General features: G+C 59.6%; 28 protein-coding genes and 1 tRNA gene. 13 read left to right on the top strand and 16 right to left on the bottom strand.

Features of this window, described 5'->3' with window-relative positions; genetic code table 11:
- Window positions 1-99: 99 nt before the first annotated feature.
- Window positions 100-921 (top strand): hypothetical protein, encoded by an 822-nt coding sequence (locus tag PKE71_RS00145; protein ID WP_271184921.1) that lies wholly within the window; start codon window positions 100-102, stop codon window positions 919-921.
- Between the two features lie 262 nt (window positions 922-1,183).
- Entirely contained in the window at window positions 1,184-1,783 is a 600-nt protein-coding gene (locus PKE71_RS00140; RefSeq protein WP_271184920.1) for a hypothetical protein, read from the top strand.
- Between the two features lie 103 nt (window positions 1,784-1,886).
- Here the strand turns inward: PKE71_RS00140 and PKE71_RS00135 are convergent, their stop codons facing one another.
- Window positions 1,887-2,264 carry a DUF3768 domain-containing protein gene (locus tag PKE71_RS00135; RefSeq protein ID WP_271184919.1) on the bottom strand — a complete coding sequence of 126 codons (378 nt, stop codon included), beginning with the start codon at window positions 2,262-2,264 and terminating at the stop codon, window positions 1,887-1,889.
- The gene (locus PKE71_RS00130; protein ID WP_271184918.1) at window positions 2,261-2,545 is read right to left on the bottom strand and encodes a hypothetical protein; all 285 of its coding nucleotides are present in this window, start codon (window positions 2,543-2,545) and stop codon (window positions 2,261-2,263) included. Before PKE71_RS00130 ends, PKE71_RS00135 begins: the two co-directional genes overlap by 4 nt.
- Before the next feature lie 332 nt (window positions 2,546-2,877).
- Between PKE71_RS00130 and PKE71_RS00125 the strand changes: the two genes are divergently transcribed.
- Window positions 2,878-6,804 carry a CHAT domain-containing tetratricopeptide repeat protein gene (locus PKE71_RS00125; RefSeq protein WP_271184917.1) on the top strand — a complete coding sequence of 1,309 codons (3,927 nt, stop codon included), beginning with the start codon at window positions 2,878-2,880 and terminating at the stop codon, window positions 6,802-6,804.
- A gap of 22 nt (window positions 6,805-6,826) precedes the next feature.
- On the top strand, window positions 6,827-7,318 hold the full coding sequence (locus PKE71_RS00120; protein WP_271184916.1) for a TerB family tellurite resistance protein: 492 nt from the start codon (window positions 6,827-6,829) through the stop codon (window positions 7,316-7,318).
- Between the two features lie 30 nt (window positions 7,319-7,348).
- On the opposite strand, the gene PKE71_RS00115 is transcribed toward PKE71_RS00120, so the two are convergent.
- From PKE71_RS00115 to PKE71_RS00080, 8 genes are all read right to left on the bottom strand, one after another.
- Complete coding sequence (locus PKE71_RS00115; RefSeq protein WP_271184915.1) at window positions 7,349-8,845, bottom strand: hypothetical protein; 1,497 nt, start codon at window positions 8,843-8,845, stop codon at window positions 7,349-7,351.
- A gap of 114 nt (window positions 8,846-8,959) precedes the next feature.
- A complete protein-coding gene (locus tag PKE71_RS00110) occupies window positions 8,960-9,439 on the bottom strand; it encodes a hypothetical protein (protein ID WP_271184914.1) in 480 nt (159 codons plus the stop codon).
- A 191-nt stretch (window positions 9,440-9,630) separates the two neighbouring features.
- Window positions 9,631-9,822 (bottom strand): hypothetical protein, encoded by a 192-nt coding sequence (locus tag PKE71_RS00105; RefSeq protein ID WP_271184913.1) that lies wholly within the window; start codon window positions 9,820-9,822, stop codon window positions 9,631-9,633.
- Between the two features lie 102 nt (window positions 9,823-9,924).
- A complete protein-coding gene (locus PKE71_RS00100) occupies window positions 9,925-10,383 on the bottom strand; it encodes a hypothetical protein (protein ID WP_271184912.1) in 459 nt (152 codons plus the stop codon).
- Between the two features lie 21 nt (window positions 10,384-10,404).
- Complete coding sequence (locus PKE71_RS00095) at window positions 10,405-10,686, bottom strand: hypothetical protein (protein ID WP_271184911.1); 282 nt, start codon at window positions 10,684-10,686, stop codon at window positions 10,405-10,407.
- A gap of 14 nt (window positions 10,687-10,700) precedes the next feature.
- Complete coding sequence (locus PKE71_RS00090) at window positions 10,701-12,341, bottom strand: type IV secretory system conjugative DNA transfer family protein (protein ID WP_271184910.1); 1,641 nt, start codon at window positions 12,339-12,341, stop codon at window positions 10,701-10,703.
- A gap of 72 nt (window positions 12,342-12,413) precedes the next feature.
- On the bottom strand, window positions 12,414-13,748 hold the full coding sequence (locus PKE71_RS00085; RefSeq protein WP_271184909.1) for a hypothetical protein: 1,335 nt from the start codon (window positions 13,746-13,748) through the stop codon (window positions 12,414-12,416).
- Window positions 13,748-14,770: a hypothetical protein gene (locus tag PKE71_RS00080; RefSeq protein ID WP_271184908.1), complete on the bottom strand. Its 1,023-nt coding sequence runs from the start codon at window positions 14,768-14,770 to the stop codon at window positions 13,748-13,750. Before PKE71_RS00080 ends, PKE71_RS00085 begins: the two co-directional genes overlap by 1 nt.
- Before the next feature lie 161 nt (window positions 14,771-14,931).
- On the opposite strand from PKE71_RS00080, the gene PKE71_RS00075 reads away from it, so the two are divergent.
- On the top strand, window positions 14,932-15,177 hold the full coding sequence (locus PKE71_RS00075; RefSeq protein ID WP_271184907.1) for a hypothetical protein: 246 nt from the start codon (window positions 14,932-14,934) through the stop codon (window positions 15,175-15,177).
- Window positions 15,178-15,209: 32 nt separating this feature from the next.
- On the opposite strand, the gene PKE71_RS00070 is transcribed toward PKE71_RS00075, so the two are convergent.
- Complete coding sequence (locus tag PKE71_RS00070) at window positions 15,210-15,755, bottom strand: recombinase family protein (RefSeq protein WP_271184906.1); 546 nt, start codon at window positions 15,753-15,755, stop codon at window positions 15,210-15,212.
- Window positions 15,756-16,028: 273 nt separating this feature from the next.
- Here PKE71_RS00070 and PKE71_RS00065 point away from each other — a divergent pair, with 273 nt between their 5' ends.
- Window positions 16,029-16,316, top strand: a complete 288-nt coding sequence (locus tag PKE71_RS00065; protein ID WP_271184905.1) for a hypothetical protein — start codon at window positions 16,029-16,031, stop codon at window positions 16,314-16,316.
- A 50-nt stretch (window positions 16,317-16,366) separates the two neighbouring features.
- Complete coding sequence (locus tag PKE71_RS00060; RefSeq protein ID WP_271184904.1) at window positions 16,367-16,738, top strand: hypothetical protein; 372 nt, start codon at window positions 16,367-16,369, stop codon at window positions 16,736-16,738.
- Here PKE71_RS00060 and PKE71_RS00055 read toward each other — a convergent pair.
- Both PKE71_RS00055 and PKE71_RS00050 read right to left on the bottom strand, forming a co-directional pair.
- Entirely contained in the window at window positions 16,735-17,466 is a 732-nt protein-coding gene (locus tag PKE71_RS00055) for a hypothetical protein (protein WP_271184903.1), read from the bottom strand. The two genes, PKE71_RS00060 and PKE71_RS00055, sit on opposite strands and share 4 nt — an antisense overlap.
- A gap of 159 nt (window positions 17,467-17,625) precedes the next feature.
- Window positions 17,626-19,332 (bottom strand): ParB/RepB/Spo0J family partition protein, encoded by a 1,707-nt coding sequence (locus tag PKE71_RS00050; protein ID WP_271184902.1) that lies wholly within the window; start codon window positions 19,330-19,332, stop codon window positions 17,626-17,628.
- Window positions 19,333-19,954: 622 nt separating this feature from the next.
- Here PKE71_RS00050 and PKE71_RS00045 point away from each other — a divergent pair.
- Both PKE71_RS00045 and PKE71_RS17600 read left to right on the top strand, forming a co-directional pair.
- Window positions 19,955-20,239, top strand: a complete 285-nt coding sequence (locus tag PKE71_RS00045; RefSeq protein ID WP_271184901.1) for a hypothetical protein — start codon at window positions 19,955-19,957, stop codon at window positions 20,237-20,239.
- Entirely contained in the window at window positions 20,164-21,795 is a 1,632-nt protein-coding gene (locus tag PKE71_RS17600) for a recombinase family protein (protein WP_373878782.1), read from the top strand. The genes PKE71_RS00045 and PKE71_RS17600 overlap by 76 nt, the downstream gene beginning before the upstream one ends.
- Here the strand turns inward: PKE71_RS17600 and PKE71_RS00035 are convergent.
- A tRNA-Ile gene (locus PKE71_RS00035) sits at window positions 21,752-21,828 on the bottom strand. The genes PKE71_RS17600 and PKE71_RS00035 overlap by 44 nt on opposite strands.
- Window positions 21,829-22,044: 216 nt before the next feature.
- On the opposite strand from PKE71_RS00035, the gene PKE71_RS00030 reads away from it, so the two are divergent.
- Window positions 22,045-22,752, top strand: coding sequence for an SIMPL domain-containing protein (locus tag PKE71_RS00030; RefSeq protein WP_271184899.1), 708 nt, complete (start codon window positions 22,045-22,047; stop codon window positions 22,750-22,752).
- A gap of 91 nt (window positions 22,753-22,843) precedes the next feature.
- Here PKE71_RS00030 and PKE71_RS00025 read toward each other — a convergent pair whose 3' ends face one another.
- Window positions 22,844-23,008 carry a hypothetical protein gene (locus PKE71_RS00025; protein ID WP_271184898.1) on the bottom strand — a complete coding sequence of 55 codons (165 nt, stop codon included), beginning with the start codon at window positions 23,006-23,008 and terminating at the stop codon, window positions 22,844-22,846.
- Between the two features lie 86 nt (window positions 23,009-23,094).
- A complete protein-coding gene (gene panD / locus PKE71_RS00020) occupies window positions 23,095-23,460 on the bottom strand; it encodes an aspartate 1-decarboxylase (protein WP_271184897.1) in 366 nt (121 codons plus the stop codon).
- A 314-nt stretch (window positions 23,461-23,774) separates the two neighbouring features.
- Between panD and PKE71_RS00015 the strand changes: the two genes are divergently transcribed.
- The 3 genes from PKE71_RS00015 (at window position 23,775) to PKE71_RS00005 (ending at window position 26,556) form a co-directional block, all read left to right on the top strand.
- The gene (locus tag PKE71_RS00015; RefSeq protein WP_271184896.1) at window positions 23,775-24,461 is read left to right on the top strand and encodes a hypothetical protein; all 687 of its coding nucleotides are present in this window, start codon (window positions 23,775-23,777) and stop codon (window positions 24,459-24,461) included.
- Window positions 24,461-25,399: a M23 family metallopeptidase gene (locus PKE71_RS00010; RefSeq protein ID WP_271184895.1), complete on the top strand. Its 939-nt coding sequence runs from the start codon at window positions 24,461-24,463 to the stop codon at window positions 25,397-25,399. The genes PKE71_RS00015 and PKE71_RS00010 overlap by 1 nt, the downstream gene beginning before the upstream one ends.
- Window positions 25,400-25,611: 212 nt before the next feature.
- Window positions 25,612-26,556 carry a DUF4349 domain-containing protein gene (locus PKE71_RS00005; protein ID WP_271184894.1) on the top strand — a complete coding sequence of 315 codons (945 nt, stop codon included), beginning with the start codon at window positions 25,612-25,614 and terminating at the stop codon, window positions 26,554-26,556.
- Window positions 26,557-26,654: the final 98 nt, after the last annotated feature.

Below are 26,654 nucleotides of genomic sequence, written 5' to 3'. Positions count from 1 at the left end.
GATGCTCCAACGGTTCAACCTGGTTCATCCGTGAACCGTATGGGCTGATGCCTGCGGCCAATAATTTGCAGGCCGCTCCTGACTGGCTACAACGCCAGAATGAAAAATGGCATCTGGCAAGCTCGGTTAGACGATCTTGACCAGCCGCTACATCGGATATTTCCGGTCTGGCTGCTGGAAGAGGCGCTACGTCTGAAACGACTGACATTGGTGAAGCCATCGCTTTGGGCCGATCCTCGCGAAGACCCATGCACGAATTTCGTCCTCACATCGCAATCCAACCCGCGGCGACCGCAGCAGGAATTGGCCGCGTATCTTGCCCCCTGCTGGGCACAATGTTGGTCATACGAAGAAAATTCTGACGTTCTACTCCGCGCCTATTCTCGCGTCGTTCTCGATCCCATTTCGAAGCGCAATACCGATCCGGCTGGCGAAGGCGTTTGGGTAACTACGACTGCCCGCAAGCTGATTGGGGCGATGATCAACTGGGTGGAAGCGCTTCCAGGCCACCATTTCTTTTTGGGGCGTGTGATCTACGAAGAAGAAGCATTCTTTGGGCAAAGCCTTGCCAATCGGCTTTCGCGATCAGAGGGCCCCCGCTTCTTCAGCACGCCGGAGGGGCGCGCGGAATCGTTGTTCGTCAAGCGCTCTATTTTCCGCCATGAAGACGAAGTGCGTTTGCTGTGCGTAGGCAATGGGCGGCTGGATAGTGGCGATAAACTCAAGACGATGCCTATCGATCCGAACGATGTGTTTACGGAGATCCGCTTCGACCCGCGATTGATGCGGTTTGAAAGTCGGGAGCGTCAGGAGCGTATTCGCGGGCTGGGATATTCCGGCAAGATCGTTGAAGACGAGAGCTACACCAAAGCGCTTACAATCATCCCTATGGCCGGCGAATGGGACGATCCACCTGCCTGACACTGTCTCCACAATCGGCAGGGCGCAAATGATCAGCGGAGCGGTTTCCGCTGGCAGTTGCCTTGCCGGCGATGACACCGTCCTTGTGGACGATTTAGATGAGGGCTTATGCCCTCGGCCGTGGTTCATCGTTGGTGCAAGTGTACCGCTTTGCCCTTGTCGACGGACCCGGTGGCGCTAGGGCGTTCGTTGCTCGCTTAAGTCTTGCAATTGCTCTTTGATTGTTTTTGGTTGTGACCAGCTGAGTGTCTGGGGGGCAAAAATGGAAGACGCGCGAGAGCAATGTGCCCATTGTGGCTGTACGCATGAGGAGGAACTGTTCGTATCCTCCAATCTGGCTCGATATTTTCCGACAGACGCTTCGTTTGAGTTCACACTGTGCACCCGATGTTTTCACATCACGATCTTCAAACGCGTTAAGGCGCTGGGTTTTATCAAGTTGCCAGCCATGGCGCGGGATCGCGTCATCCCCATAAGCACCTTCATGCGGGATCCGCTCAGCGCGACTATTGACCAGGAGTTGGGAGGAATCACATGGTTCCATATCCTTCGACTAACTTGGCTCTCGCTACTGGAACAAGCGGAGGCCGAGACGGGGGCTAAGGACTGTCGGTTTGCTATCCATCGAGCGATGGACAAACTCGATGGATCGATCGTGGCCGCAATCATATTTTCCGCGATAAACGCTCCCCATGCGGTGGTTCTGGAGCGCCAAATCTATGAGGGGGCATATATCGGTCCAGACGCCCACTTGCGGCGGCACACCGCGTTGGAGTTAGTCAGCGAATATTCGAACGCACGCGTCAGCGACGCTGTTAAGGGCTGTTTGTCGGGGTATACGTTTGACCCGAGCGTTCTCTAAGGCGGTCCGGTCGTCAGATTCAGTGACCGCAATCGCTTAGGCGCGGAAATCCGCACGCTGTACTGCGCGCGCCTACTGGCGCCTGTCAGACGTTTGGTCATGATCAATACTCATCTGCCAGCATGATGGTGAGGACGCGGTAGGATCGCGCTGGATCAGCGGGATCTTCGCTACCCGCCGAACAAGTGCTGTCGGCGTAGTAGTCGATCTTCCAGAAGACACGACCGACACCCTCGATGGAGAAGCCGCCGAAGTCGCGTTCGCCGTAGGGATTGTTCCCGTCGCTGAAGTCCGAGAAACGGCGCACCTGCATCCACGCTTCCAGGATTTGCTCTGGCGTGAGCGAGGTCACACCGCGCGTCATGATGACCATTCCCAGATCCGGCTCGTTTGCGCCAAGAAAGACCGGGAGCCCGACGCGGGCGCGAAGCTGATCATTCAGCTTCGCAATCCGCTCGGAGCGGGAAAGGCGGGGGCTCATTGCCCCGCCTCCGCGGCGTCCGCGTCAAAGAGGTCGGTTTCTGCGCGACGCTCGGCATCCGCCGGCATGAGGAAGAGAACGCCGTCTTTGAGTTCGGTCGGGATGATAGAGAATTTGGCGATCAGGCCCTTGTCGCGTTCACGGCGCTCGAAGACAGCGCCGATTTCGACGGGGTAAGCCAGGGTCGGTTGACCGTTGCGATCAGTACCGTTCTTGGCGGAGAAGCACAGCCGATAGACGGGCGGAGACTTCTTGGTCGGGGTTTGGGTTTGATTGGACATGGTGTCCTCCTTTCGATGCTCGGCCGGTGAATTCCGGTCCGATGAAAGGCGGACGGCCGCAGGCGGCGGCATCCCGTCATGGGCCACACGGGCCGCAGACAAGTTCGATACGAACGCAGGCAAGGCTGGCGCGGGCCGCCCATTGACGGGCCGTCAGGGGCATGCCGACGAACTGGGGCAGACTTTCAGCAATGGACGGAGATTTAGCGGCGGAGAGGGCACAAGGTGGGCGCAATCAATCTGTACCTTGACCAGAGTATGCAATCATTGCGTTTGCCTTCTCCACGTGAAGGAAGTTAGGTCTGCGGGTAGACGATTTTTTGAGGGCTGAGATGTTCGGCTTCGGTAACACGTACCGTGACCGGCTTACGCGGGCATATAATTCAGCATTACAAGCGAACGAAGGCCCATTAGCCTTCGACTTGGCGCAAGAAGCGCTGCGGATCGTTGACAACTCCAAGCCGTGGCCCTTCGACCAGCCTGAGCGCGAGCGCTACTTGGGACGGATGCACGGGATGTGCGCGGCAGCCCTATTGGAGCGAGTTCAGGTCGATCCCGTCGGCCTCGCGCCTCAAATGATCGCGGCGGCAGAGTTGGCGCTTGAATATCTCCGCCCGTTCGGCGGGGAGGACTACGCCATTTCGCTCTTCAACTGGGCGCAAGCGATATTGTCGCATAGCCCAGAACATGGCGGCGATGCCGTGGAGCGGGCGATCGGAGCTCTTGAGGAGGCAAATGCTATTGATTTGCCCGGTGACGCCGGCGCGCTTCGAATAGATATTTTGGTTGCACTTGCGGATGGATACAGGAGTCGGTCACGCGGAAGTCGACGAGAGAACTTTGAGCGCGCGTTCGACTACCTGACCCGTGCGGAGCAAAATCCAAGATTGAAGAGCCAGCCATTCATGCGTGCCCGCGTTGTGCTTGCTCTGGGTGTGTTGAGTTTGCATTCGCCTATCGGGTCTGAGCATTTGAACTCTGAGAACGCCATTCGATGGCTGGAGGAAGCGAGTGCGCTTGCGATCCTTGCTCGGAGTGAAGGGCTTTGGGCGAATGCCCAAGCAAATCTTGCCACTGCATATCGACAGGACCTTCGCCCCAAGCATCGACGGACACGATTTCGTCGTGCCCTTGAGGCGAACGCTAACTCGATCACCTATTTTGAAAAGGCTGGGGCGCATCTCGATCTCGCGAACGCGCTAAATCAAAGAGCGGGCTTGATTGCGGAACAGCCCGGTGACGATCTCGCACGAAATCTTGATGAAGCCATTGAGCTTTTACAGAGGGCGTTGCGCATTTTATCGACTGGGGATTTCCCCAAGCGCACCTACGAATATCAGCGCAATCTCGAAGTGCTGGAGGCGCGCCGTTCTGGAGGCCGTCTCCCAAGCCAGTACGAGAAAGAAGTCGCCAAGGCTCGCGCAGTTGTCGATCAGCTTGATGAATTGTGCGACGGGAATGAGTGGGCAGCGGCGCAGTCCGAGCTTGGATCATGCCTGCTCGACCTCCGCAAAAACCAAACCGCAGCGGCTGTTGAAGAGGCGATCACCTGTTTTGAGAATGCGCTTCGGGTCTACCAGCCAGACAGCGATTTGGAGAATTGGGCCGTTGCGAAAGGGAATCTGGCGAATGCGTATTCAGCGCGTATGGAGGGAGGGAGTTCGGAGAACGTGGATCGTGCCATTGCCTTGCAGCAAGAGGTTCTGGATCGTCTCGACTATGCATCGCATCCCGACCGTTGGGTGAAAGCGATCCTGACGCAAGCGCAAAACTATCTTGAGCGCATCAACGGCTTCTCCGCCGATAACGTCGAAATGGCCATCATCCTTGGTGAAGAGGCGAAGGCGACGATTACGGCACGCTCTGCCCCCCGGGATCGAGCGGCAGTCTTGATGGCACTGTCTGGAGCCTATCAAAGTCGGGAACGGGGCGATGAGCTTTCCAACTTGAAGCTGGCCGCTTGCCAACTAAGGGAAGCAATAGACATATGTTCGGTTGGTGAAGCCGGAGATGCCAGCGCCAGTCTGAAGCTCTACAATCTGCTGCGGCGCATCAGCAGTCTTGAAGGCGGCGCGCATAAGCCCCGTAGCGATTCGAAGTCCGTCTCCGGGAAAGAGTTCGTCGACAATCTATGCGAACTTGCCGGCCGCATACCCAAGGAACGTGACCCGTTTGGCTGGGCCAGGGCGCAGATCAGCGTTGGCGATGCGCTTATCATTTTTCCACTGTCACCAAACGAAGATCTGACAGATTTTGTGAACGGGATGGCGGAACAACAAGTGGAGGCCGTCGCAGCCTATAAGGCTGCTCTTGAGATCATCGACGAGCGAACACACCCGGCTTGGTATGCAAGCACGCTTTCCCGGGTGGCACGCGCGCATTTCATGCACTTTTTTCTGTCTGAAACTCTCGACTATGGGTGGAGCGGGCTTCACCAGCGAACCGCTCCAGTAGCCGGGGAACGCTCCGAGCGTACGAAAAGTGCACTTGCAGCAGCGATCGAGGCAGCTCGGAAGCAGGCCGACATTCTCGATGACTTTCCAAGTTCCACCGAAAAACTCGCGGCGTCGTGCGAACTCGGTGAGTACCAAGTAGCGGCCAGGGATTGGTCCGGAGCAACAGACGCATTCGGTTTGGCAGCGCGGTGCGCAAATATGCTGGTGGCTGACGTTGAAGCCAGTGCGACCGATCTAGCGGGGGCACTGAAATATTTCACGAAGATGGTGGAGCTGGCGCCTTACGCGGCAGCGATGTCAGGGAACTTCGACGAAGCTATTGCTCTGGCAGAAGCGGGGCGAGCGCGCTTGTTGGCAAAGGCATTGAGTATTGATGCGCTGGCCATTTCGGCAAAAGAGCGGGAAGGCATTCGCCTATTGCAAGAGCGTGTCGCGACGCTGGAAGCGGAGCTCCTGTCGCCTTTGGTTTTCGACAAACGATCTCGCCTGAACCAGATCATACAGACGAGGCGAGAAACACGGATCGCGATTGGAGAAGCTTTCAGCATAGCTGGTGAGGCGAGTTCGCCGTTCGGGACTGTGGAGCGATTGGTCAATTCCACTCGATCGGTGGTTTTCCCGATTACCAGTGAGTTCGGTGGCAAGCTTCTGGTGTTTGTCGAGAGCGATGGCGGAGTTCAACGCTCTGTCGTGGAGTTGCCCTCCAATCTTGATCTGGAGCGGCTACGTCCCCGTCTCGACGGAGTTGGCACTAACACGGCCAGGGGCGCTGCCGAAAGCGTATTCGCGGGCAATCGAAGCCAAGGCTGGGTCAGCGAGATGTTCCTCAAGGCGCTCGACAAGATTTGCTCTGATGTCGCTGACTTTGTCGTCGGACCACTTTTCGACCGTCTGGAGGACGTCGCGCCCGGAACGCAGGAGCTTATTATCGTTTGTGACGGGGTATTTGGTGCCTTGCCTGTCGGTCTTGCGAGAACGCACGCATTTGGCGGCACCTTCTCCGAGCGGTACCAGATTGGGATCATACCTTCATTGAAGGTGGCGGATCTGCTTGAGTGCAAGCCGCGCCGCGTGACGGGGGCGAAGCCATGGTCGGCCGGCGTATTGAGTTCTCGTTGGGGACAGACGAACGAAGGCGAACTCAAGTTCGCGGAAGTTGAGGCGAGAGTCATCAAGGGCGTTGTCGGGAGCGAGGGGTGCGCGGCGTCGATCGATCAGAGCCTTACTCAGGAGCAGGCGCTCCAGCTTCTGAATGGTCACGATATTTGGCATCTATGCGCCCATGGCCACTTCAACGATGGTTCGCCGTTGGACTCCGGTATTGTGATCGGGCCGAACGAGCAGCTTAGCCTGCGCAAGTTGTTTGAGCGCCGTAGCCTCAGTCCGCCCGACCTTGTGGTCTTGAGCTCGTGCAATGTGGGCAGCTACGCCACAGGTTCATCGCGGCAGGAGCTCATCGGATTGCCGAGCGCGCTTCTTCAGCTGGGGGCACGAGGGGTGATAGCGAGTCAGTGGATCGTCAATGATGCGGTGACGGCAGTGTTGATGGGGCGGTTCTATGAATGTTTGGCGGCCTCGAACAATCCGCCGCCAGTTAGTTTCCGGGAGGCTCAACTATGGGTGGCCAACGCGACGGCAGGGGAGTTGAAGAAGAAGCTGGGAGATTGGTGTTCGCTGGGCGGCGTCCCAGAGACGGCCATCGCTGAGCTGGCTCAAGCTTTGGGGCTTGGCCAATGTCCGGCGAGCGCGCGACCTTGCTCAAATCCACAATTGTGGGCCGGCTGGAGCTATTTCGGCATCTAATCTACCATCCGAAGGAGAAAGCATGTTTGGAATGTTTAAAAAGAAGCGGACGATGAAGGATGACAATATCGGGCAGGTGATTGCGGCCTCGGTCTCAGCTTCAATTATGGCTGCGCTGGCTGACGGGGCGTTTTCGGAAGAAGAACGGGAGCGCCTTGTCGAAACGGTGGGGGCATACAAGGCAGGTCACATGAGCCCCCAAGAAATACTTGCCATGATTGAGATGCATGTCTCCGCGATCAGCAAGGCTGGACGTGGTGAGTGGCCAGGCTTGATGCATCAGCTCGCCGCAGGGTTTTCGGACGAATCCAAGAAAATTGTGCTTCATGCCGCAGGGAACATGGCGCTGGTGGACGGAAAGTTGGAGCTTTCAGAGCGCGAGTTTCTCGGAAATCTAGCGAATTGGATCGAGGTGGATCAGGCGCTATTGCGGGAGTGGTTGGGAGAGTTCGAGTCGACCATCCAGGACGGTCTGGCAAATGGCTTTCTCTCACCTGATTACGTGCGCGACTGATCCGATCCTGTTCGTGGAGAAAGGGACGCTTTAGCCGAGGCCCGGTGGAAGAAGGTGCGCGTAGGGTGACTCTTCTTCCGGCTCATCTGACTGCCATTTGGGAAAGTGCTCGTCGTGATCGTATATGCCGCGATAAATATACTGATCTGAAACGCCTCTATCTTTTGCTTGAGCGTATTGTTTCGCGATGAGAAACCTACTCATCACTCTCGCAAAAAATCGATCTTTTGCCTCACGTGTGGAAAAATCGACCAAGTAGTCTGGAAAGTGTCCTTGGCCATCTCTCAAGAGATAATCTGTATCCTGATTACGCAGCAAAATACGCATGAGAGCAAAATCGGTATCGCTGGCCGCATGATGAACCAAACGCCAGCCATATGGCGACTGCGGATCGACACTATTCACGTCCGCGCCTGCTTCTAGTAGTTCACGTATGCGTTTGTAGGTCTGATCGTCTAGCGGGCGCCAAAAGGGACTGTCCCCATGAAATGCGTCCCACAGCATTTCATTTAGCTGTTCTTTAGAAGTCTCCTCAAGCACGCGCCCCCCATTCTGGAATCTCCAAATGTTTTTAATTAGATCTGTGTTATTATATACATAATATTTATGATTGTCAATATTTGTATTGGCGGCAACATCTATATATATGCTTCTTTTTCTTTCTCTAAGTATTTTCTCTTTTGTTGTGTTTTTCACCTCGCCGTCCATGAGTGGTAGAAGGTGATGAGCCGGAAGGGGGGCATCTTGCGAATGCTCATCGATCCGAACACGGATTTTTTCGGAGAGCGGATGGAGTGTGGAGCGTTCAAGAACACTGAAAAGGTGGATAGAGAGACGCTTCGGGCTTGATTTGCCGTGAGTGAAGCCAATCGCGAAGCCCTCGCCAAATAGTAGCCAAAAATGAAGGCTGGTCGTCTTACCGGCGATCACAAGACCGGCTTGATCTAGTGGCTGGCGCTCCAACTCCACATCGTAGATGCATGTGTCCCTTCGTTGAAAGAAGATAGCAATCCGGGAGCCCTTGTCGGGCAGGCCTTCGTAGGCGAACAACCTCGCCTGGTCGAGAATTTTTCCGGTATTACCCTCTTGCAGGCCTAGCTCGCGGCGCAATACCCAAGGAGCAACGGCTAGGGTGCTGGGCATATTTAGATCTGTCGGTACTAGCGCTTTTCGCCAAATGAGAAAGTCGCGAATTGCTAGCGTCAGAAACGCCTCACTGTTGGGCGAGCTCGGGGCCAAGTCGTGTTCTCCACTGAGCACACGCTGCATCGCCTTCTGGTGGAACATCGGAGGGGTGTTCGTGGAAGCATATCGTGAGAACCGATTATCGATAGCTTTCTGGAGTGCGACGCTATCCACTTCATCACCAAGGGTCCGCACCGCGTATGCCAACTTCTCAGCGGAGCCCTTAGTACCCAACTCCGACCGATATTGTCGCAACACGCTTTGAATTAGGCGCGCCCCTTCCGGGCTGATGGTAAGCATTTCAGGCGTCGGAGCCTTAAGTAGGTACTCTTCACGGGTCATGGAGTCGCCTTTCACGTTTTAGTTGAATAGCGCAGCAAGATCCCAAAAGAAAAGCCCCGACAAAGGACTGTCGGGGCTTTTCAGGTTGGTGCGAATCCGGGGGCTTTGTCGCTTCTAACGTTCACGGACTCTGCACTTGTCGCATGTCTTGTGATCGAGGTTGCGCCAAAGCCAGGGCCCCCCAGCAACGATGGCGGCATGGATGACGCGAATGCGGTCCAAAACGCGGTCTTGAGCCGGATAGAGAGGGGGCTGAATGGCGTTCTTCATGAACGCGCCACACCACTCAAAATCGTGCCCGGACTCGAAGCGCTTCTCCTCTTCGTCATAACCCGCCGGTTCGAACAGGTCGTCGAGATCGGGGATCGGAAAGGGCTCTCCGTCAGCCGTCAGGAGCTCGACGCGTTCGCGGCAGAAGACATCGGCAGGAACGTCGATCAAGGTGCGACGGCTGACATATTTGGTGCCCCGCCGAATGCACCACATGACGATTGCGAGCAGCTGTAGATAGTGCGGATCGCGGATCAGTTCGTCTCGCGGCAGCGTAATCCGAACAGGTTGCCGATCATCGTGATCAATATCGTTCATTTTCATGGCTTAATTCCTTGTTTTAGCAGACCATTCGGAAGCGCTTCCAAGGAGAGTTGATCACGAGAATTGGGGGGGGCTTGGACAGGGTTTGGACAGAATCGATTTTTTCGGGCGGCACGCTTTTGCTTTGCAGCGTGCAGGAGATAATGAGACGTGTCTGACACTTGACGGCAGACGCTGCTGTTCGTGCCACCCTATTCAGGGGTAGATTGGGCTTGGGGTTGCTCAGCGACCGGCGCGTGCTCGGCTGGAAGAGACCAAGTCCAAGCCGCAAAAATCGCAACACCCAGTCCAATCAGCTTGATCATTTCGTTCGCGATACGCAGGATGACAAGCAATGCCTCCAGAGCGGAGGACAGGGTCACAGATTTCTTTTTTTTCGACATGACGCCCTCCTGAAAAAATTTGGACGAACTGTTCCTTTATGGACGCCTTTCAAGGAGTGACTGGACAGGTTTAGGACAAAACCGGCTTTTGTAGGTGACGTGCTATCCGGACATGTCTGGCCCGCCGCGGCGGTGATTGCGGTTTGCAGCAGTGTGTGAACGCGAGACCTGTCCGTCTGGAGTGATACCCAACACCTGGCGTTTGATGGTGTTGTCACGCGCGATGGTGAGGCGGTCTCGCCGTGCCTTGATACGGGCGGCCAAGTTGACGGCGGCTTGTCGCTCTATGTCGGCTTTGGTGCGCCGTGCGCCATCCGGCCGAAGTTCGGGGCGCGGGGCTTGCTTGGAGAGCTTTGCGACCTCCTTGCTCATCCAGGTCTCGCGATGCTTGCGCTGGTGCTGGATGAGATCGGCAGCGATGCGACCGTGACGCGCTTCAATGGCACGCATCTGGGCGATGCGGACCTTATCGCCCGCGATGATCGACCAGACTGCCTCACGTCCCGCGCCGGCCCGATCATTGAAGCGCCCGGTGATAGGCGTTGTGTCGTTGAGAGGCATTTCGGGCTCCCTCTGGGCCGATCAGTCCATCTGGTATTGCGGACGCAGGGCGATGGCCGGGCAGTGGGTTACCCAGCCCGGCTTCCAGACGCCGCGCGGGCCGAGATAGGTGCAGGCGGACGCCGAAGCGTCTGCCTGCGGGATGAGGACATAGGGTGCAATCGGCAGGGCGATCAGGAAGATCAAAAGCGCGATCCAGCGGATATCCAGGATGATTTTCAGGATCTGAAGAAGAAGGACGACGATCTGGAGCTTGCCCGTCGCCGCCTTCGACTCATCATTCGTGTTCTTGCGTTTCGCCATTGCGGACTCCCAGATTAGAGGCGGAGCCGCGTTCGGCCTTTCAGGCGCTTGCCATGTAAGGGGTTGATCCCGACATAGCCCCGGCGGTTCCAAGGTGAGCATTCGTGGTAGCCGACCTTCCCAACGAGAGCGGGAGCTTTGCCGTGCGCGAACAGCAGGCAATCACGAAGCTGGCGGATTTCGTCAGCAAGCAGGAGCGGCCGGCCGGTCTCGCCCATCGAGCGCCGCGGCCAGTGGCCATCCAGGGCGTAGTTGTCGGTCTTGACCGTGGCATTGCCGAGCCTGCGGCTGAGCATTTCCAGCGTGCCGGGACTACGCGAAGCAAAGAACTGCTGGATCTCGGTTTGCGACAAGAGGATTTCGAGCGCTTCCCGCCCGTAGACCCGCTTAAAGTCTTCTAATTCTTGTATAATTACGTGAAAGCGCATCCCGAAGCCGCGCGCTTCCATCATAGATTGGGGCAGCCCGTCCACGCGAAAATTCGATGCTTCATCGAGCAGGAATGTGGCGGGGTTCTTCTGCGTGCGGCAGCGCTTAATCTCAAGCATGGCGCACCAAGCTACCAGCCCGACCCACGGTTCGTAGACCTTCGAGCGGGTGGCGTCGCCGATGATGAAGACCGTGGCCGGCTTGGTTTTCAGATCGCGAAAGCGGAAGGTGCAGCGCGACACGCTATCTGCGATACGGCCACTGGCGGAGAAGATCGCCAGCGATTGCACCGCCCCCTCGCGGAAGCTCTCAATCTGGCGCGTGTCGCCATTGTTCAGTTTTTCCAGGAAGTCATTAGCCCGATCAGTGAGTTCGCCACTCAGCAAGTCCGACACGCTGGCCGCATAAAGGGCCTCCCGCAGTCGGTCAGGGTCGCGAAGCAGGCGCAGGCCGCCCGGCAAGGTGGCGGCCTCGCCCTTGTCGATCACCTCCCAGAGCATGGCGAAGGTGATCAGATTGCGAGAACCTTCGCGGAAGAAGGAGTTGTCTGTCTTGGTTGCGGGCTCGGGGTGGAGCTGATGCGCCATACCCATGGCATCGGCCACCATATCGGCGGGTGAGTGCATCCAGTCATCGTGCAGGATGCAGAGCGGGTTGTAGGCATCGGGCTCGCCTAAGACATCGACGTTGGTGCCCGAGGGATTGAGGCAGTACACAGGCTGGCCCATGCGTTCACGGGCACGTTTGGTCATGGGCGCCAGCTCACATTTGAGGTCACTGACGACCATCGCGCCTTTGATGGAGAGGAGCTGCGGGACGACCACAGAGATTGTCTTGCCCGCGCCGGCCGGGGCCACCGTCAGCGCGTTGGCCTCGTATTCGAGGAAGAGCGGTTTGCCTTCCAGCGCTCCCCAGAATGGTCCATTGCGGCGTTTTCGGAGCCAAGCAAAGTCAGCCAGCGATGCCCAACGTGCCGAGCCATGCCGAGTAGACGGGGTGTCAGCGATGGCCACACGGGTTTTGCGGATCGCAAAGCTCAGGATGACGCGTGCAAGGGCGATCGGTGCGCCTAGTGCCAGAATGAGGGCGAACGTTGGGACCCAGAAGTACTGCGTGTTGAAGAGATGGTCGCTCTGGGTATAGCCCCAGGCGAAGGCGGCAGAGATCACGATCTTGGTGATTAGACCGGATGGGGCCGAGCTGCCGGAATTGGCACGGGTGGTCATGGCTGTCTCCCGATAAAAAGGACGGGCACGGTAGGCCGCGCCCGTCTTGAGTTCGGGAGGGATGGAGAACCGCTATTCGCGAAGGAGCGAGAGCGGTTCGATGGCGACCCAGGCCGGATTGTCCGCACCGTCGCCGGTTACCGCACTCTGCCCCGCGCCCCCATTGCCGGCATTGGCCGGAATGCGCAGCGGGCGGGTGTAGGTTTCACCGCCGATGGTGATGCGAAGCTCGGCTTCTGCCCCTCCGCTGGAACGACCACCATAGAAGTTCACCCAAATGCGAAGTGCGGAAAGATCGATAGGACCATCGAGCACGATCTGCTCCTGCGCACGGTGATCTTCGCTGCCCATCCTGAAGGCCTTGAAGAAGCGTCCCTGCGGCGTGGAGATGCGACCGTAGTAGACGATCTGTGCGTCGTCGTGCGGGCGAGCATAGATATCGAGGTCACACGATGAACAAGGCCAGTAGAGACCGATTTCAACGCGGTCATTGATCATGGGCGGACCGACATAGAAGCGACGACCGGTGTCCATGTCGCGGCCACTTGCGATCGGACCCATTTCAGAGGCGAAGATGAGCATTTCCATCTTGTCGGTCTCTTCGAGGATGAAGCCACGATCCGGCGCTGAGGCTTGGGCCGCAACGCTGGCAAACCCGCTATCCATATCGTTGGAAAAGCTCACAAGGTCCGCCCCGAAGGCGTCGACCAGCAAGGCGGTGAAGCGTTCCACCGCGAAGGCATGGCGATCATTGAGTGCCCAGCCCGGATCAAGGGCGATGAAGTGCACACGAACGCCGGCCAGACGGTCACCCATGCCGTCCGCACCGAAGGGGCTGGAGCCGCGCGTGCCCTGGATGAGGCCGTCGCCCGGAACGCGCCCCTCACGCATGGACACACCCGGTTCACGCGGCATGTCATAGAGGGGCGAACCAATGATGACGAGGTCGTGGCCTCCATCCAGCGAGCAGGCCTCGCCGAGATAGCGCAGGAGGCCGGGCAAGTTGATCGGCCGCTGGACCTCGTTTGCGGAGCGGGCAAGGTCGGGCTCGAGGCGCAGGATCTGGGCGGCAGCTTGACGGTTCACCGCGATCTTGGCACGCGGGTTTTGGTAGGCGCGGCCTTCGGGCACGGAGAAAGTTGCGACTGGCGTCAGGTCGTAGGCATCGACGATCTCGGCCGATTGGCCGGGTTCGACACTGCTGGCCAGGAAGCGCAGGACGGCTTCGCCCTGTTCCTGGCGCTCGGCGTCACTGGTTTGCGAGGAGATGGCGATGGTGAGGTTTTGGGCCTCGCTCGGCGTCAGCGGCAGCCAGAAGAGGGCGAGAACCGTGACGAAAACAGACACAAAGAATTTCATGACGTTCGTTCCTTTCGGATCAGGGGAATTGGAAGCGGCGCAGGTCATCAGCTGTCACCGAAGCGCCGACGGCGCTGCAGGTACTCGGCGATGTCCGCGTTGACGGTGGCTTCGCGGCGCCCCATGAGGGCGGTGTAGGCCCCCTTGGCCTTGCTCAGGCGCTCGAAGGCGGTTTCGCGTTCCTTCCCCAGCACAGTCCGGCGTTCGCGGAGTTCAATGTGTTCGAGATTCTGAACAAACCGGTCCGGCGAGTACTTGCTAGCAACGTGTTCGGCGATCAGGAAAAGGGACGAGCCCACCATGATTTCGGCGATGATCTGCAGCCAGACGAACATCGTGTCTTTGAGGCCAGAGCCTTCGAAGTCGAGATCAAGGCCGCCTGTACCGTGGAATAGGTCGGCAAAGAGCCAGCTCCATGCGGTAACGGAGACAAGCGTCAGGCCATAGATGCCGATGCGGTAGTAGTTGCGAAGGCGCCATGTAAGAAATGCGTGACCGAAGCAGTGGATGGCCAGCGCCGCGGCAGGAGCGAGCATGGCGAACAGCCATGCGAAGAGCGGGTTCGCGGTGAACATGGGAAGGCCCGACCCAACGAGGTTGCCCTGAATGTTGGCTGCACCTGCGCCGAGCATCACGCAACTCAGACCGAGTGCGCCAGCGAAAATGCTCTGATCGAGGAAGCTCCAATCCCTGAACGGGACCTCTGCGCCATCATCCTTGTCACGTTTGCCGGATTTACGGGCCACGCGTTTCCATTCCGGCGTGCCGGCAAGGTCACGACATACATCGCGATACTCTTTGTCGATACGATCCGCTTCGGACTGGGCTGCCTCGTATTCCACGGTGCAGCCTTCAAGCTCATCGCCGTAGTCTGCATTGAAGCGGTCCTGGGCGTTCTTGATGACCAGATCTTTGCCGTCTTCAAGGTCGAGGCCGCTATTGGCGATCTTGGCGATGAAGTCGATGTCGGGCTTTTGAGCGCCGATAGCTCTGCGCGACGGCGTGGAGCTGTCACGCTCATCAGTCGGCACCCCAGGCGCTGGTACATTCAGATTGATGGTGTCTGTCATGGACAAACCTCCTTGGTTGCAAGGCCGTCCTGTCCAAGAGCGGACAGATCCGGCTTTGCGACGCTAGGAGGTCGTCTCGGGTGGTTCGGGAGTTTTGGTTGAAGCCGCTCGACTTGTCACTCTAGACTGTACCGGTGGAAACGGCAGTTGAGGCTGGGCGCGTGATCAAGATGAATTGGCTTCCGAGCGACTATGATGAATTCCGGCGTATGGCTGAAAGAGGAGCTGTCAGACTGAACATGATGCCGGAACACAGAGGTTGGGCGTCAAGGAACGGCTTCGGCATCTTGCCGGCCAGCCAAGAGCGCAAGCTGATTGCCAAAATGATGAGTGACGAGACGTTCTATAGAATGCTCGTTCATAGGAAGGGTGTGGATTTGATCCTGGATATGGCGGCAGACGAATAGCGCACAAATTCGATCAGCTTCGGCCACCCACCTTACCCCATATACCGATAAAGCGTTGAGCGCCCGACGCCGATATCTGCGGCGATGGCGGGGATGGTCATGCCTTGGGCTTTGAGATAGAGGGCTTCGCGGAAGGTCTCGCCATCAAGGGCCGGTCGCCGGCCGAATGTCGCGCCGCGCGATCTGGCCGCTTCCATGCCAGCGCGGGTGCGCTCGACGATCAGGCGGCGTTCGAAATGAACCACCGAGGACAGAACGTGCAGGATCAGCTCGCCAAAGGCCGAGTCGATGTCGATATGTTCGCATAGCGACTGAAACCCGATCTTGCGGGCGTGCAGCGTATCGACCGTATCCAGGAGGTCGTGCATCGACCGCGCCATGCGGTCGAGCCGCCAGACGACCAGCGTGTCGCCCTCTTTGAGTGTCCGCAGGGCTTTGGTCAGCCCTGGCCGCTCCGGTGCAACCCCGCTGACGCCGGGGTCTTCGAATATCGTGTCGCATCCTGCCCTTTCGAGCGCGTCGATCTGGAGATCGAGGCTTTGCTCGCAGGTGGAGACACGCGCATAGCCAATCCGCATGGCTCGCCCTCCTTGTTGATATTGTTGAAACGCACACTGAGAGCGCATTTTGCCGTCCCGAAAGGGTTCCCTTACGGGACTGACGCAATCGGACCAGTTCGGTTTTGCGCAAACCCGCGTAAAACCTCGCTTTCTCAATGTCGGATTCACTCTAGCAGGCAGAGTCCCTTTTCGGAAGGTTTTAGAGACTCGCTCACACCATCGTAGTCATTGAAATACCTTCACTTATCAGGACCGGCGCATCCCGATTTTCTTGCCTGTAGGGGGTGCCAAATGGCCAATAATCAACCAACTCCTGCTCAGAAGCCGACCACGCTCGCCGGAGCGATGCGATGGCTGGGCGGTATCGTCGGCTTTCTGTGGGGCGGTAGCACCGGCAGTGCCGATCCTGAAATCGGCTTCTGGGTCGGCGCAATCGTCGGGGCCGCAATGGGGGCCGTTCTCGGATGGGCGACGTCTCTTGCGGTGCGCGTCGCCTATCACGTCGGCTTTATGGCGCTGAGTCTGCTGCTACTCGCCGGATGGGTCTATCGGGTCTTCAACCTCGGCTCCGGTTCCTAGCCGCCCGCACGCCTCCACCGTCATCACCCAACACCACAAGGGAGAGCCGAATGCGCTCGCTTCGCCTGTTATCGTGCGGCATGGTTGCCGCCATTCTCACCGCCGCGTCCGCCGTGGCGCAGTCCTCGTCCGCGCCCGAGACGGCAGATGCCGCCGACCGCTTTACCAACCGCGACCTGATGGAACACTCGCAGCGTGATCGCCGGATTTGGCTGGCTGCTTTCATCGGCGGTGCCGCCAATGCCGTTGCCCTCCATGATGTGGAAGCAGGGCGGTGCATTTCGCGTTGGTATGATGAAGATGACTTGGAACAGCTCGGGCTGATCGAGCGGAGCATGTCTGCTTATCCGGACAACCGTCCCGTCGAGATCATCTTTGCTCTCGTGCGTCGGGAATGCCCATCGTTCATTCCTGAATCCTAGTCCAAGCTGGGAAGCGTTACCGGCGCGACGATAGCGGCGTTGTGATCAGACGAACTGGCGGAAGTCGGAGCTTCTACCTCGATCTCTGGTATGCGGCCCTGCTTTAGGGCGTCGGTCACGTCGTCCAAGCGGTTGGTGATCGCGTCGATCTCATCCGGCGTCATGTCGCCAGCTTCGACCCTGTCCCGCGCCGGATCAATCACTTCGGTCTGGATGCGGGACAGTTCCTGACCGCGCATGCGGGCGCCGTGCAGCGCATCGCGGGCGCTCGCATATTCTTCGTATGAAGGGGCATCCTCGGGGATGGTCAGCGATGCGGGTAGCGCATCGCTGCGCAGGCGGTTGCCGTCAGCGTCCCTCAAAGACCCGTCGGCGGCGCGGAAGACGGGCGATCCGTCCGGCAGACGCGCGGCCTGGTCCGTAATGGCGTCCAGCGCCTCGGCCAGTCGCTCGGTCTGCTCGGCGTTTTCGAGCAGCGCTTCGCTCAACGCGTCCTGCGCATTGTCCAAGGCCTCCCATGCCCGCTGATAGGCGGCGGCATATTCGGCGTCGCGCATGAGCTGCATCAGCATGTCGTGCCGGTGCTTGTCTTCGCGCTTGCGCTCTTCGATGTACTGGGGATCGCGGTCGTGCAGGAAACGATGCTGGCGACCGACATCGCGGCCCGCCATCTCATTGTTCAGGTCGTCTATATCCTGCTGTCGTTTCTGATCGTCCCACCGCTCCATAACCCCATCATCATAGAGAAAATGCGTTAAGATTTAGCTAAGAAACGGCGCATGCCGCTGTATTCACAACGGTTTTGGCGATTTGGAAAGGTCAGGGCGGGCGGCCCTGAAAACCAAGATAAAACCTCCCGCCACAACGTGGCGGGAGGTTGATTGGGTTTAGGCGGCCTGATCTTCGGACTGGGTTTGTGGCACGGCTTCGTGCGAGACCGCACTGTCGGAGAAGCTCATGCCTTCGGGCAGCCAATCGGCAGTGCGCTGCTGGTCGGGTTTGCGGGTTTCCATGGCCCGCAATTTGGCAAAATATCCGGCCAGAGAACGCACAAGATCGGCTTTCTTGTAGCCACGGCCATTGCCGTAGAGCCGCGCCACGCCTGCGTCTTTGATGATGCTTGAGAGCTGGTTCATGGTGCGGCGGGACAGGAACCATTCCCCGGGCTGCCACCACCGCGTCATCTCAACGCCGATCTCACGGGCCACCATGTTGAAGAGACTGTCTTCTGTGGTGTCCAACTCATGGAGCTTGTCCTGCCCGAACTCCAGAACCGACAGGATGTGGCAAACACGCTCCAGAGCTTCGGGAGCCAGAGGCTTTAGCAAGGCGAAGGCTTTCTCCGGCGAGCGGGCAGCGCGAAGCAGATCAAGCCATGTCGCAGTCTCGGTGTCTGGCAGGATCATCGCCAGCACTTCGCTCGCCGCCGCATTGATCGTATCCAGCGCGGGAGAGTTCTCGCCCAGCTTTGCAAGATAGGCTGGACAGGCGTGGATGCGCTCGCACAGGGCCTCCATCCGTCTGGCCGCATCCAATGCCTTTGCCGTGTGCGGGTTTTCCAGCAAAGTTGCCTGAACCGCCGCGCTCTTTTGCATGGCGATGTATTCGATGACCGCCTTTGAATAGAGCGGGCGCACCTTGGGTTTGACCGCTTCATCCAAGTCTGTGGCGACATCCTTGCGGATCAACCTCTCATGCACTTCCACCGTGCCGCGCACGGTCAGCTCGACGACCACACCGCCGGACTCGTCTTCTCTGGCTTGGCGGTATTCCCAAGGGGCAAAGCCACCCTCTGCCAGCATTGCCCAATCAGCTGTTTTCTCATGCTCGGCGACCAGCTTTTCGGCTGCCGCCTTTTGCAGGGCGAAGAATTGCTCGGTATCGCTGAAATAGGTGGTGTTGTCTTCCCCGAAGAGATCGGTGATGAAAGCGCCCGTGTAGGCGTCTTTTGGGAAGATCGCATCAGCAAGCGAGGGCAGCCGATCGGTCAGGGCTTCGCGGATATCCTCGGGCGATGTCATCCAGCCATAGACAACGCTTTGAAGCAGGTTCTCCTGTTCACTGTGAGCGCCAATGCTAAGCGCCTCGGCTTGGGCAAGGGATATCTCGCCCGCTTCCAGCGCTGTCCGTGCAGCCTCACCCAGACGCAGAAGCGCCACCCGCCGCTTGATCGTGCTGACGGACAGGCCCGACTGCGCCGTCAGCGTATCGAGATCGCCGCCACAGCCGATAAGGGTGTTGAGGGCGTCTGCTTCTTCCAGCGGGGTCAGGTTTTCACGCTGGAGATTTTCCACCGTTGCCACCCGCAGCATGTCCGCATCCGACAGGCCGGAGCGGATATCGGCGGGGATGGTCACATCGGCGGGAAGGTCGCCGCGCTCGACCAAGAGCGACAAGGCCCGATAACGCCGCTCACCGCTGATGATCTCATAGGTGCGCCCACGTCCTTTCTTCTTGGCGAGGACGAGGTTTTGCAAAAGGCCATCGGCTTTGATGCTGGCGGCCAGTCCTTCGATGGTGGCCGCATCCACCGCCTTGCGGGGATTGCTCTTGCTCACACGGATATTGCTCAAGGGGATCATTTCAATGGTCATGGGTCTTTTCCTTTCAAGGGTTGGTTTCACGCACACACAAAGCGCGCATGAACCCTTGGCCAGCGCCGAGCGTCAGATCTGAAACCGCAGGCGGGCGCGTCTTCGCGGCCGGCGGCGGTCTGACGGTCGAGTGAGGCTTTGACCGGCCCAAGGCCTTGTTGCGGGCAACACGGACTATTGGAGCGGGCCGCCCGCAAGAAGGTCTTGGTCAGACGGGCAAAACTCGCTGTAAGCTGGAAATCAGGGTTCCAGGCGTCGCCCATAGCGACGCTCAAACAGGGGCGTGCGCCTGCTGGCGCACTCCGCCCTCTCTTGCATCAGGGATCGTCACCCGCATGGGCCAAGACCCGGCGCCGGTCCCGCCGGCGGCTGGCTTGGTGGCCAATGGCCATAGAGCCCGCCCGGATGCCCTCAACCTGCCATTCATTCCATAGTATTCAAGCACTTAAAACTGGACGAAATGGGAAATCCGAGTTACCCAGAAACAAATCCCCAGAAGAGTATCCAGAGCGCGCCGGGCATTCCTCCCGAGCGCGTATTTTTGTGCCTCTAGCCTCCCCATTACCCGAGAAAGGACTTGTACGCCTGCGCCCTGCGCGGGCGAGCCAGAGATTGATTGCCCATGACCGACTATCGCTCCCACAGCCGCGCCTACCTGATGAAAAAGGGTATGAGCCAGGCTTTGAGCGATGCGCTGTATGATCAGATCATCTCGGCCATGGAGCACTTTTTCGACTCCTGGATCGGTGAGCATCCGGTGCAACAAGCTCTTGGGGATAAGTCGCCGAAATCCGCCAGTGCAAGCGCATTTGGCGCCCCTGTTCTGGTAGGATGGAGCGACAAAGAACTCACCAGTATTTTCGAGGAATGTGCTGCGATGATCGCCAGCGCAAAGCGCAGCAAATGAGGACAGAAACTACAGCAAAGAAGGCCGTGCTTTATGCGCGTGTCTCCACCACCAAACAGAGCAAGGAAGGCCATGGCATAGCCAGCCAGATCACGAGATGCCGTGAGTTTGCCGGCTATAAGGGTCTGGAGGTGGTCGAGACCTTCACAGACGAAAGAAGCGGCAGCCTGATTGACCGCCCCGGCATGAAAGCCATGCTGGACTATCTGCGGCGCAGGAAGAACGGCGAATATGTCGTCGTGATCGATGACATAAGCCGCCTGGCCCGCAGCATTTCTGCCCATATCAGCTTGCGAACCGCGATCTCTAAAGTCGGGGCAGAGCTGCTCTCTCCTTCCATCGAGTTCGGCGAAGATCCCGACTCTGTGCTGATCGAGAATGTGCTGGCCAGTATCTCGCAGCATCACGCACAAAAGAACGGCCAGACCGCCGTCAACCGGATGCGCGCCCGTCTGCTGAACGGCTATGCGGTCTTCCCTGCGCCAGTGGGCTATCGCTATGAGAAGACCGAGCTACATGGCAAAATTCTCGTGCGCGATGAACCTGCAGCAACGATCATCCAGGAGGCGCTAGAGGGCTTTGCCTCTGGACGTTTCGAGACGCAGGCCGAGGTCCAACGCTTCCTTGCCTCCAAGCCGCATTTTCCCTTTACAAAGAACGGCCGCGTTCGGCCCCAGCGTGTGACCGATATTCTCACCCGCGTAGCCTACGCCGGATATATCGAACACTTGGATTGGGATGTGACACTGCGCCCAGGCCACCATGAGGGGCTCATATCTCTCGAAACATTCGAGGCGATCCAAGAGCGCCGAAACAGCCGTCCACGCACACCGGTTCGCAAGGACATCAGCGAAGACTATCCGCTGCGCGGGGCCGTCGATTGTGAATGCGGCAAGCCGCTCAAGTCCGGCTGGTCCCGCGGCCGGCACGGTAAGCGTTATGCCTACTATGTCTGCCAGACGAAAGACTGCGTGCACTACGCGAAATCGATCAAGAAGACTGATATAGAAGGCGCCTTCCGCGACATGTTGAAGGGGCTCACACCCACGCGCGAGCTGATGCCCGTGCTGTTTCTGGCGTTCTCCGACATGTGGGAGAGGCGCACTGGCGGGATCGAGCAACAACGGGCAGCGATGCGCAAAGAAGTGCAGCAGATTGAGCGCCAAGCGGAAAAGGCCATTGATCTCCTGGTGGAGGCCGAGGGTGAATTTCTGACAAAGAATCTCGAAAAGCGCCTCCAGAAGCTGGAGCATTCGAAGGTCGTGCTTGAACAAAAGATCAAAAACTGCGGTCGCGCACTACCCACCTTCGAGGAGGGCGCTCGAACCGCTATCCAATATCTCGGAAGCCCTTGTAATTTATGGGACTCCGAGCGATTAGAGGACAAGCGGTTAGCGGTGAAATTGGCGTTTTCGGAGCGCCCTCGCTATACCCGCGAAAAGGGCTTCCTTGAACCGGAATTTTCCTTACCCATCAAGCTATTAACCCAGATTGACGTCTCGGGAAGCAGGATGGTGGGCCCGGAGGGACTCGAACCCCCAACCAAGCGGTTATGAGCCGCCGGCTCTAACCAATTGAGCTACAGGCCCGCCTTTCCGGCGTGAGTTCTCGATACCGGGTTGTGGCGGGATAGCCAAGATGCGGCCGCAGGGCGCGCGATGCCGCGGCCTGCCATCGGCCTGAAACCGCGTGCGCATTAAGACGTTGCAATCTTGATGGCCGAATTGGGCCCATGCCATTCAGGCTTCACTCAGCTGCGGCAGTGTTAGTCTGGCGCCAGATATTGAAATCACAGGAGGACACCCATGTTCCGCGCACTTATTGCCACCACTGCCCTGACCGCCCTGACGGCCGGTTCCGCCTTCGCCCAGATCCAGGAGCCGCAACCCACCCTGTCGCTGTCTGCAACGGCGGAAGTCCGGCTCGCGCCGGACTATGCCCAGGTCAGCTCGGGTGTGGTCAGCCGCGCCGATACCGCCCAGGCCGCCATGCGCGCCAATTCCCAGGCGATGGCCGCGGTCTTCGCCGCGCTGCGCGAGGCCGGGGTTGCCGAGAACGACATGCAAACCTCGCAGCTCTCGGTCTCGCCGGTCTATTCGGACCGCCGCGAACCGGGCCAGATCGAGCTGAACATCATCGGCTATGAAGCCCGCAACACGGTCACCGCAAAGGTGACGGACACCGACCGGACCGGCGCCGTGATCGACGCCATGGTCGAGGCCGGCGCAAACAATATCAACAATGTCACCTTCGGCTCGGACAATACCGAGGATGCCATGGACGAGGCGCGCCGCCAGGCGATCGCCAACCTGCTGGCCAAGGCCGAACTGTTTGCCGACGCGGCCGGTTTCGAGCTTTGCGGTATCCGCCGCATGGGCGAGGCGCATATGGGTTCGCCGCAGCCGGTGATGATGCGCGCAAGCTTTGCCGAGGACATGGCCGCAACGCCGGTCGCCGCCGGCCAGCTGACCCTCAATGCCTCGGTGAATGCCGACTTCTGCATCGCCGAATAGGCACGGCCTGCCGCCAGACATGAAAAGCCCGGGCATCGGCACGATGCCCGGGCTTTATCGTGTTCCGGTGCAAGGCCCGGCGCTGGTGCGCCTAACCGCCTTCGGCTTCCACGGAAATGCGTTCGCCGCCGAACTCGAAGGTGATCGTCTCGCTCTGCTGCTCCTGCCACAGCGCATAGGCGAGGCCGGCCGACAGGATCAGGAGTCCGGCAATCGCGCCGTAGAGCAGGATATTCCGGCTTTTCGATGCACGCATGACTGGTTCCTTCCGTCCATTGGTGACGAAAGAGAAACGTGCAGTCGGCCGTCCGGTTCCGAATGGTTGTATTCAGAGCGGCCGGATCAGGCCGCTTTCGGCTTGGAGACGACCTGGTTGTGCTCGTCGAACAGCACCACGGTCGGCACGTAATTCTCGGCCTCGGCCGCATCCATGCCGGCATAGGCGACGACAATGATCCGGTCGCCCGGCTGGGCCAGACGGGCGGCAGCGCCATTGATGCCGAAGGTGCGGCTGCCACGCGGTGCCTCGATGGCATAGGTGGTAAACCGCTCGCCATTATTGATGTTCAGCACATCGACCTGCTCGTAGGGCAGGATGCCGGCGGCGTCCAGATAATCGCGGTCGATGGAGATGGAGCCTTCATAGTGCAGGTCCGCCTGGGTGACGACCGCACGGTGAAGCTTGCATTTCATCATGGTGAGGCGCATCGCGCTCTCCTGACTACACAGAGGTTGCTGCACTGCACATACGTGCGCCGGGCCGGAATTTCAACGGCGAAAACCGGATTTGCGGCATTCAGGCCTGCGTGAAACCGCCACCGGTTGTGCCCGGGACCGGATTTCACCCAACATGCTGGCGCTCAATCAACTGGCGCCATCATACCCGTCGGCCGGCGCGATGGCACTCATAAGCCATGAAATACGGACCGGGCGGAAAAACGCGCCTGCGCGCCCGCTTCCTCATCGAAGGTTCATGCGCAGGCTGCAAAACTGCGCTATACTTCGCCAAAGGGGAGCTGGACATGGAACCTCGCCTGGGACGTATTGCCGGTATCGTGACACTGGCGGCCGCTTCGCTCGGCCTGTCGGCACAGACCCGGCCGCCTGCCGTACCCGTACGCACGGCCAGCCTCGCCGCCGTGCAACAACAGCAACAGCCGCCCGCCCCGGACGCACCGCGCACCATGCCCGTCAACTGGGCTGCGGCGCGCGAGGATGCCCGCACCCAGACGCAATTCAACACCCAGGCCGCCGCCGTGCGGCAGGTCCAGCGCTTCCCCCAGCCGGTCAATGACGGCGCCGCGAATGTGACGGCCACCCGCCTGCCGGTCCTCATTCCCACATCCGCCGCTCTGGGGCTGGGCGAGACCGCCGTGACCCGCCTCTTCCCGCAGACCGATTTCTACACCCTGTCGATTACCGGGCCGGACATTGTCATCGAGGTGTTCGGCACGCGGCTCGCCCATGCCGTACCGCCGGACGCGGCCAGCCGCCGCCGGCTGCGCGCTGCCGACGCGGCGGGCTACCGCGTCAGCCAGACCGAGTATGGCCGGGAGCTGTCCTTCAACCGCTATGGCGCGGCCTACTCCGTCACCGTGGAATGCGCGGAACCCGGGACCGACGCGCGCTGCACTTCCGAGACCTATGTCCGCCAGCTCGCCGACGCGCTGATGATCGCCGCCGGCAGCCCCGAACCGGGAGAGGACTGATGTCGCGCGCTGCGGAACTCACACTCGCCGCCGCCGTTGCAACGGCAGGGATCGCGGCGATGTTCTGGTGGCCCCGGGAGGCCAGCCTGCCCCCGCCGGCCCCGGACCCGATGGCAGAGGAGACGCCCATGGCCGACCCCGAAAACGATCCGCAACCGGAAGACCCGGTCCCGACCGACCCGGAACCGGCCGAAACGCCGGAAGAACTGCCCCAGCCCGAAGATCCGCCGGCGCCGGCCGAGGATATCCCGCCCGCCGAACCCGATCCCTATCCCGAACTCCCACCCGGTCCGGAGGATGATGCCGGCATCGCGTTCAGCTGGATGCCGGCCGGCGATCTCGTGGCCGACAGCGGCACGGGCCAGACGCTGCAGATCAACTATTCCCCCGCCATGCGCTTTCCCATGGAGGCCGGCCAGGCCTATGCCAACAGCCAGGTCTACGGGCATGGCGGCTATCTCGGCCCCGGCGGCGGGCAGTGCAATGCGAACAACTACGCCTATGCCTGGCGCGACAATTTCTGCGAGACCCGGGGCTATGGCACGCCCATGTGCCCGTCCGGCACCGGCCATCAGGGCCAGGACATCCGCCCCGCCACCTGCCAGGACGCGACCCATTGGGCCGTCGCCGTCGCTGACGGCACCATCACCTCGATCGGCTCCTATTCGGTGCGCCTGATGAGCGATGACGGCGTGCGCTACACCTATCTCCACCTGGAAAAGGACACGCTGCTGGTCGAGGCCGGTGACCGGGTCAGCCAGGGCGAGCGGATCGGCTATGTGTCCAACGAATTCGGCGGCACGGCCACCACCATCCACCTGCATTTCGAGATCAAGATGGCGGTCGATACCGGCGGCGAGATCCAGAACACGAATGTGCCGCCCTATCTGGCGCTGGTGGACAGTTATGAACGCCTGCTCACCGCGAATGGCGGCTGAAGCATTTTCAGCAAAAGTGGGAACCGGTTTTGCGGTCGGAAAATGCGACCACCAAGGACCTGCATTTTCAGCAAAAGCGGGAACCGGTTTTGCGGTTCGAAAATGCGCCCTTCGGAAAAAATGGCGCCAGGGCTACGCGCCTGAATTCGGCCCCGTTTCCCTTCATCATGTCCCGCGGGCGAGGCGCTCTTGGGGAGAATAAGGACAGGATCATGACATCACGCGTTTGGGCAGTTCTCGCTGTCGGTCTGGCACTGACGGCATGCGAGGGGGCGGACCGGTATGAAGACGACGGCTATGCGGTCAGCGAACAGGCCCTGAACGACGAGGACGTCCTCACCGTCACCGGCAACCGGATCACCCGTGACCGGGCAGCGCCGCCGCCCGCAATGATGGAGCCCGAGCCCCAGCCCGCTTCAGGCAGCGCGGATGCGGTGACCGAGCGCCTGATCGCCTATCGTTACAATTACCAGCTGGAAACCCCGCGCGAGGCGACCGAGCCGCTGATCGAGACGCACCGCCAAGCCTGTCTCGATGCCGGTCCGGAAACCTGCCAGGTCGTCAATGCCAATATCTACGCCCAGGGCGATCGCGGCTCGGCGGGCTCGCTCTCCCTGCGGGCCGTGCCGGACTGGATCGAGGATTTCCGCGACGGGCTGGCCGGCGAGATCGACGCGGCCGGCGGCCGCATCATGCACCAGTCCCAGTCGTCCGACGATCTGACGGCCTCGATCTATGACGCCGAAGCGCGCCTGACCGCCAAACGCACCCTGCGCACCCGCCTCACCGCTCTCCTGGAACGCCCCGGCGCCAGCGTGGAGGAGCTGGTCAGCGTCGAACGCGAACTGGCTCGCCTGCAGGGCGAGATCGAGGGCGCCGAGGCACAATTGCGTGTCATGCGGGGCCGCGTCTCCATGTCAGACCTGACGCTGAACTACACCTCGCGCATGGAGCCGGTCAGCCGCGGTGCCTTCGAGCCGCTGGGCCGGGCGCTGCGCAATCTGGCGGGCAATTTCGCTTCCGGGCTGGCCAATGTCATCACCTTCATCGCCTCGGCGCTGCCCTGGCTGATCGTGATCGTGCCGGTCTTCTGGCTGCTGGGCCGCTGGCTGCGCGGCCTGTGGCGCAAGCGCAAGGCCGGACAGGCGGCGGGCTAGGTGTGATTTCTCATGAGGTTGTTCATCCGGGCTGAAGCCCTGAAGCTGGTTGTTGCGAAACGATCAGCCATCGAGGAGAGCCCGGATGAACGTTCACA

The organism is Maricaulis virginensis (assembly GCF_027922185.1).
Classification (GTDB): domain Bacteria; phylum Pseudomonadota; class Alphaproteobacteria; order Caulobacterales; family Maricaulaceae; genus Maricaulis; species Maricaulis virginensis.
Note: the sequence above shows the minus strand (reverse complement) of the source record. Positions and strands in the feature narration are given on the sequence as shown.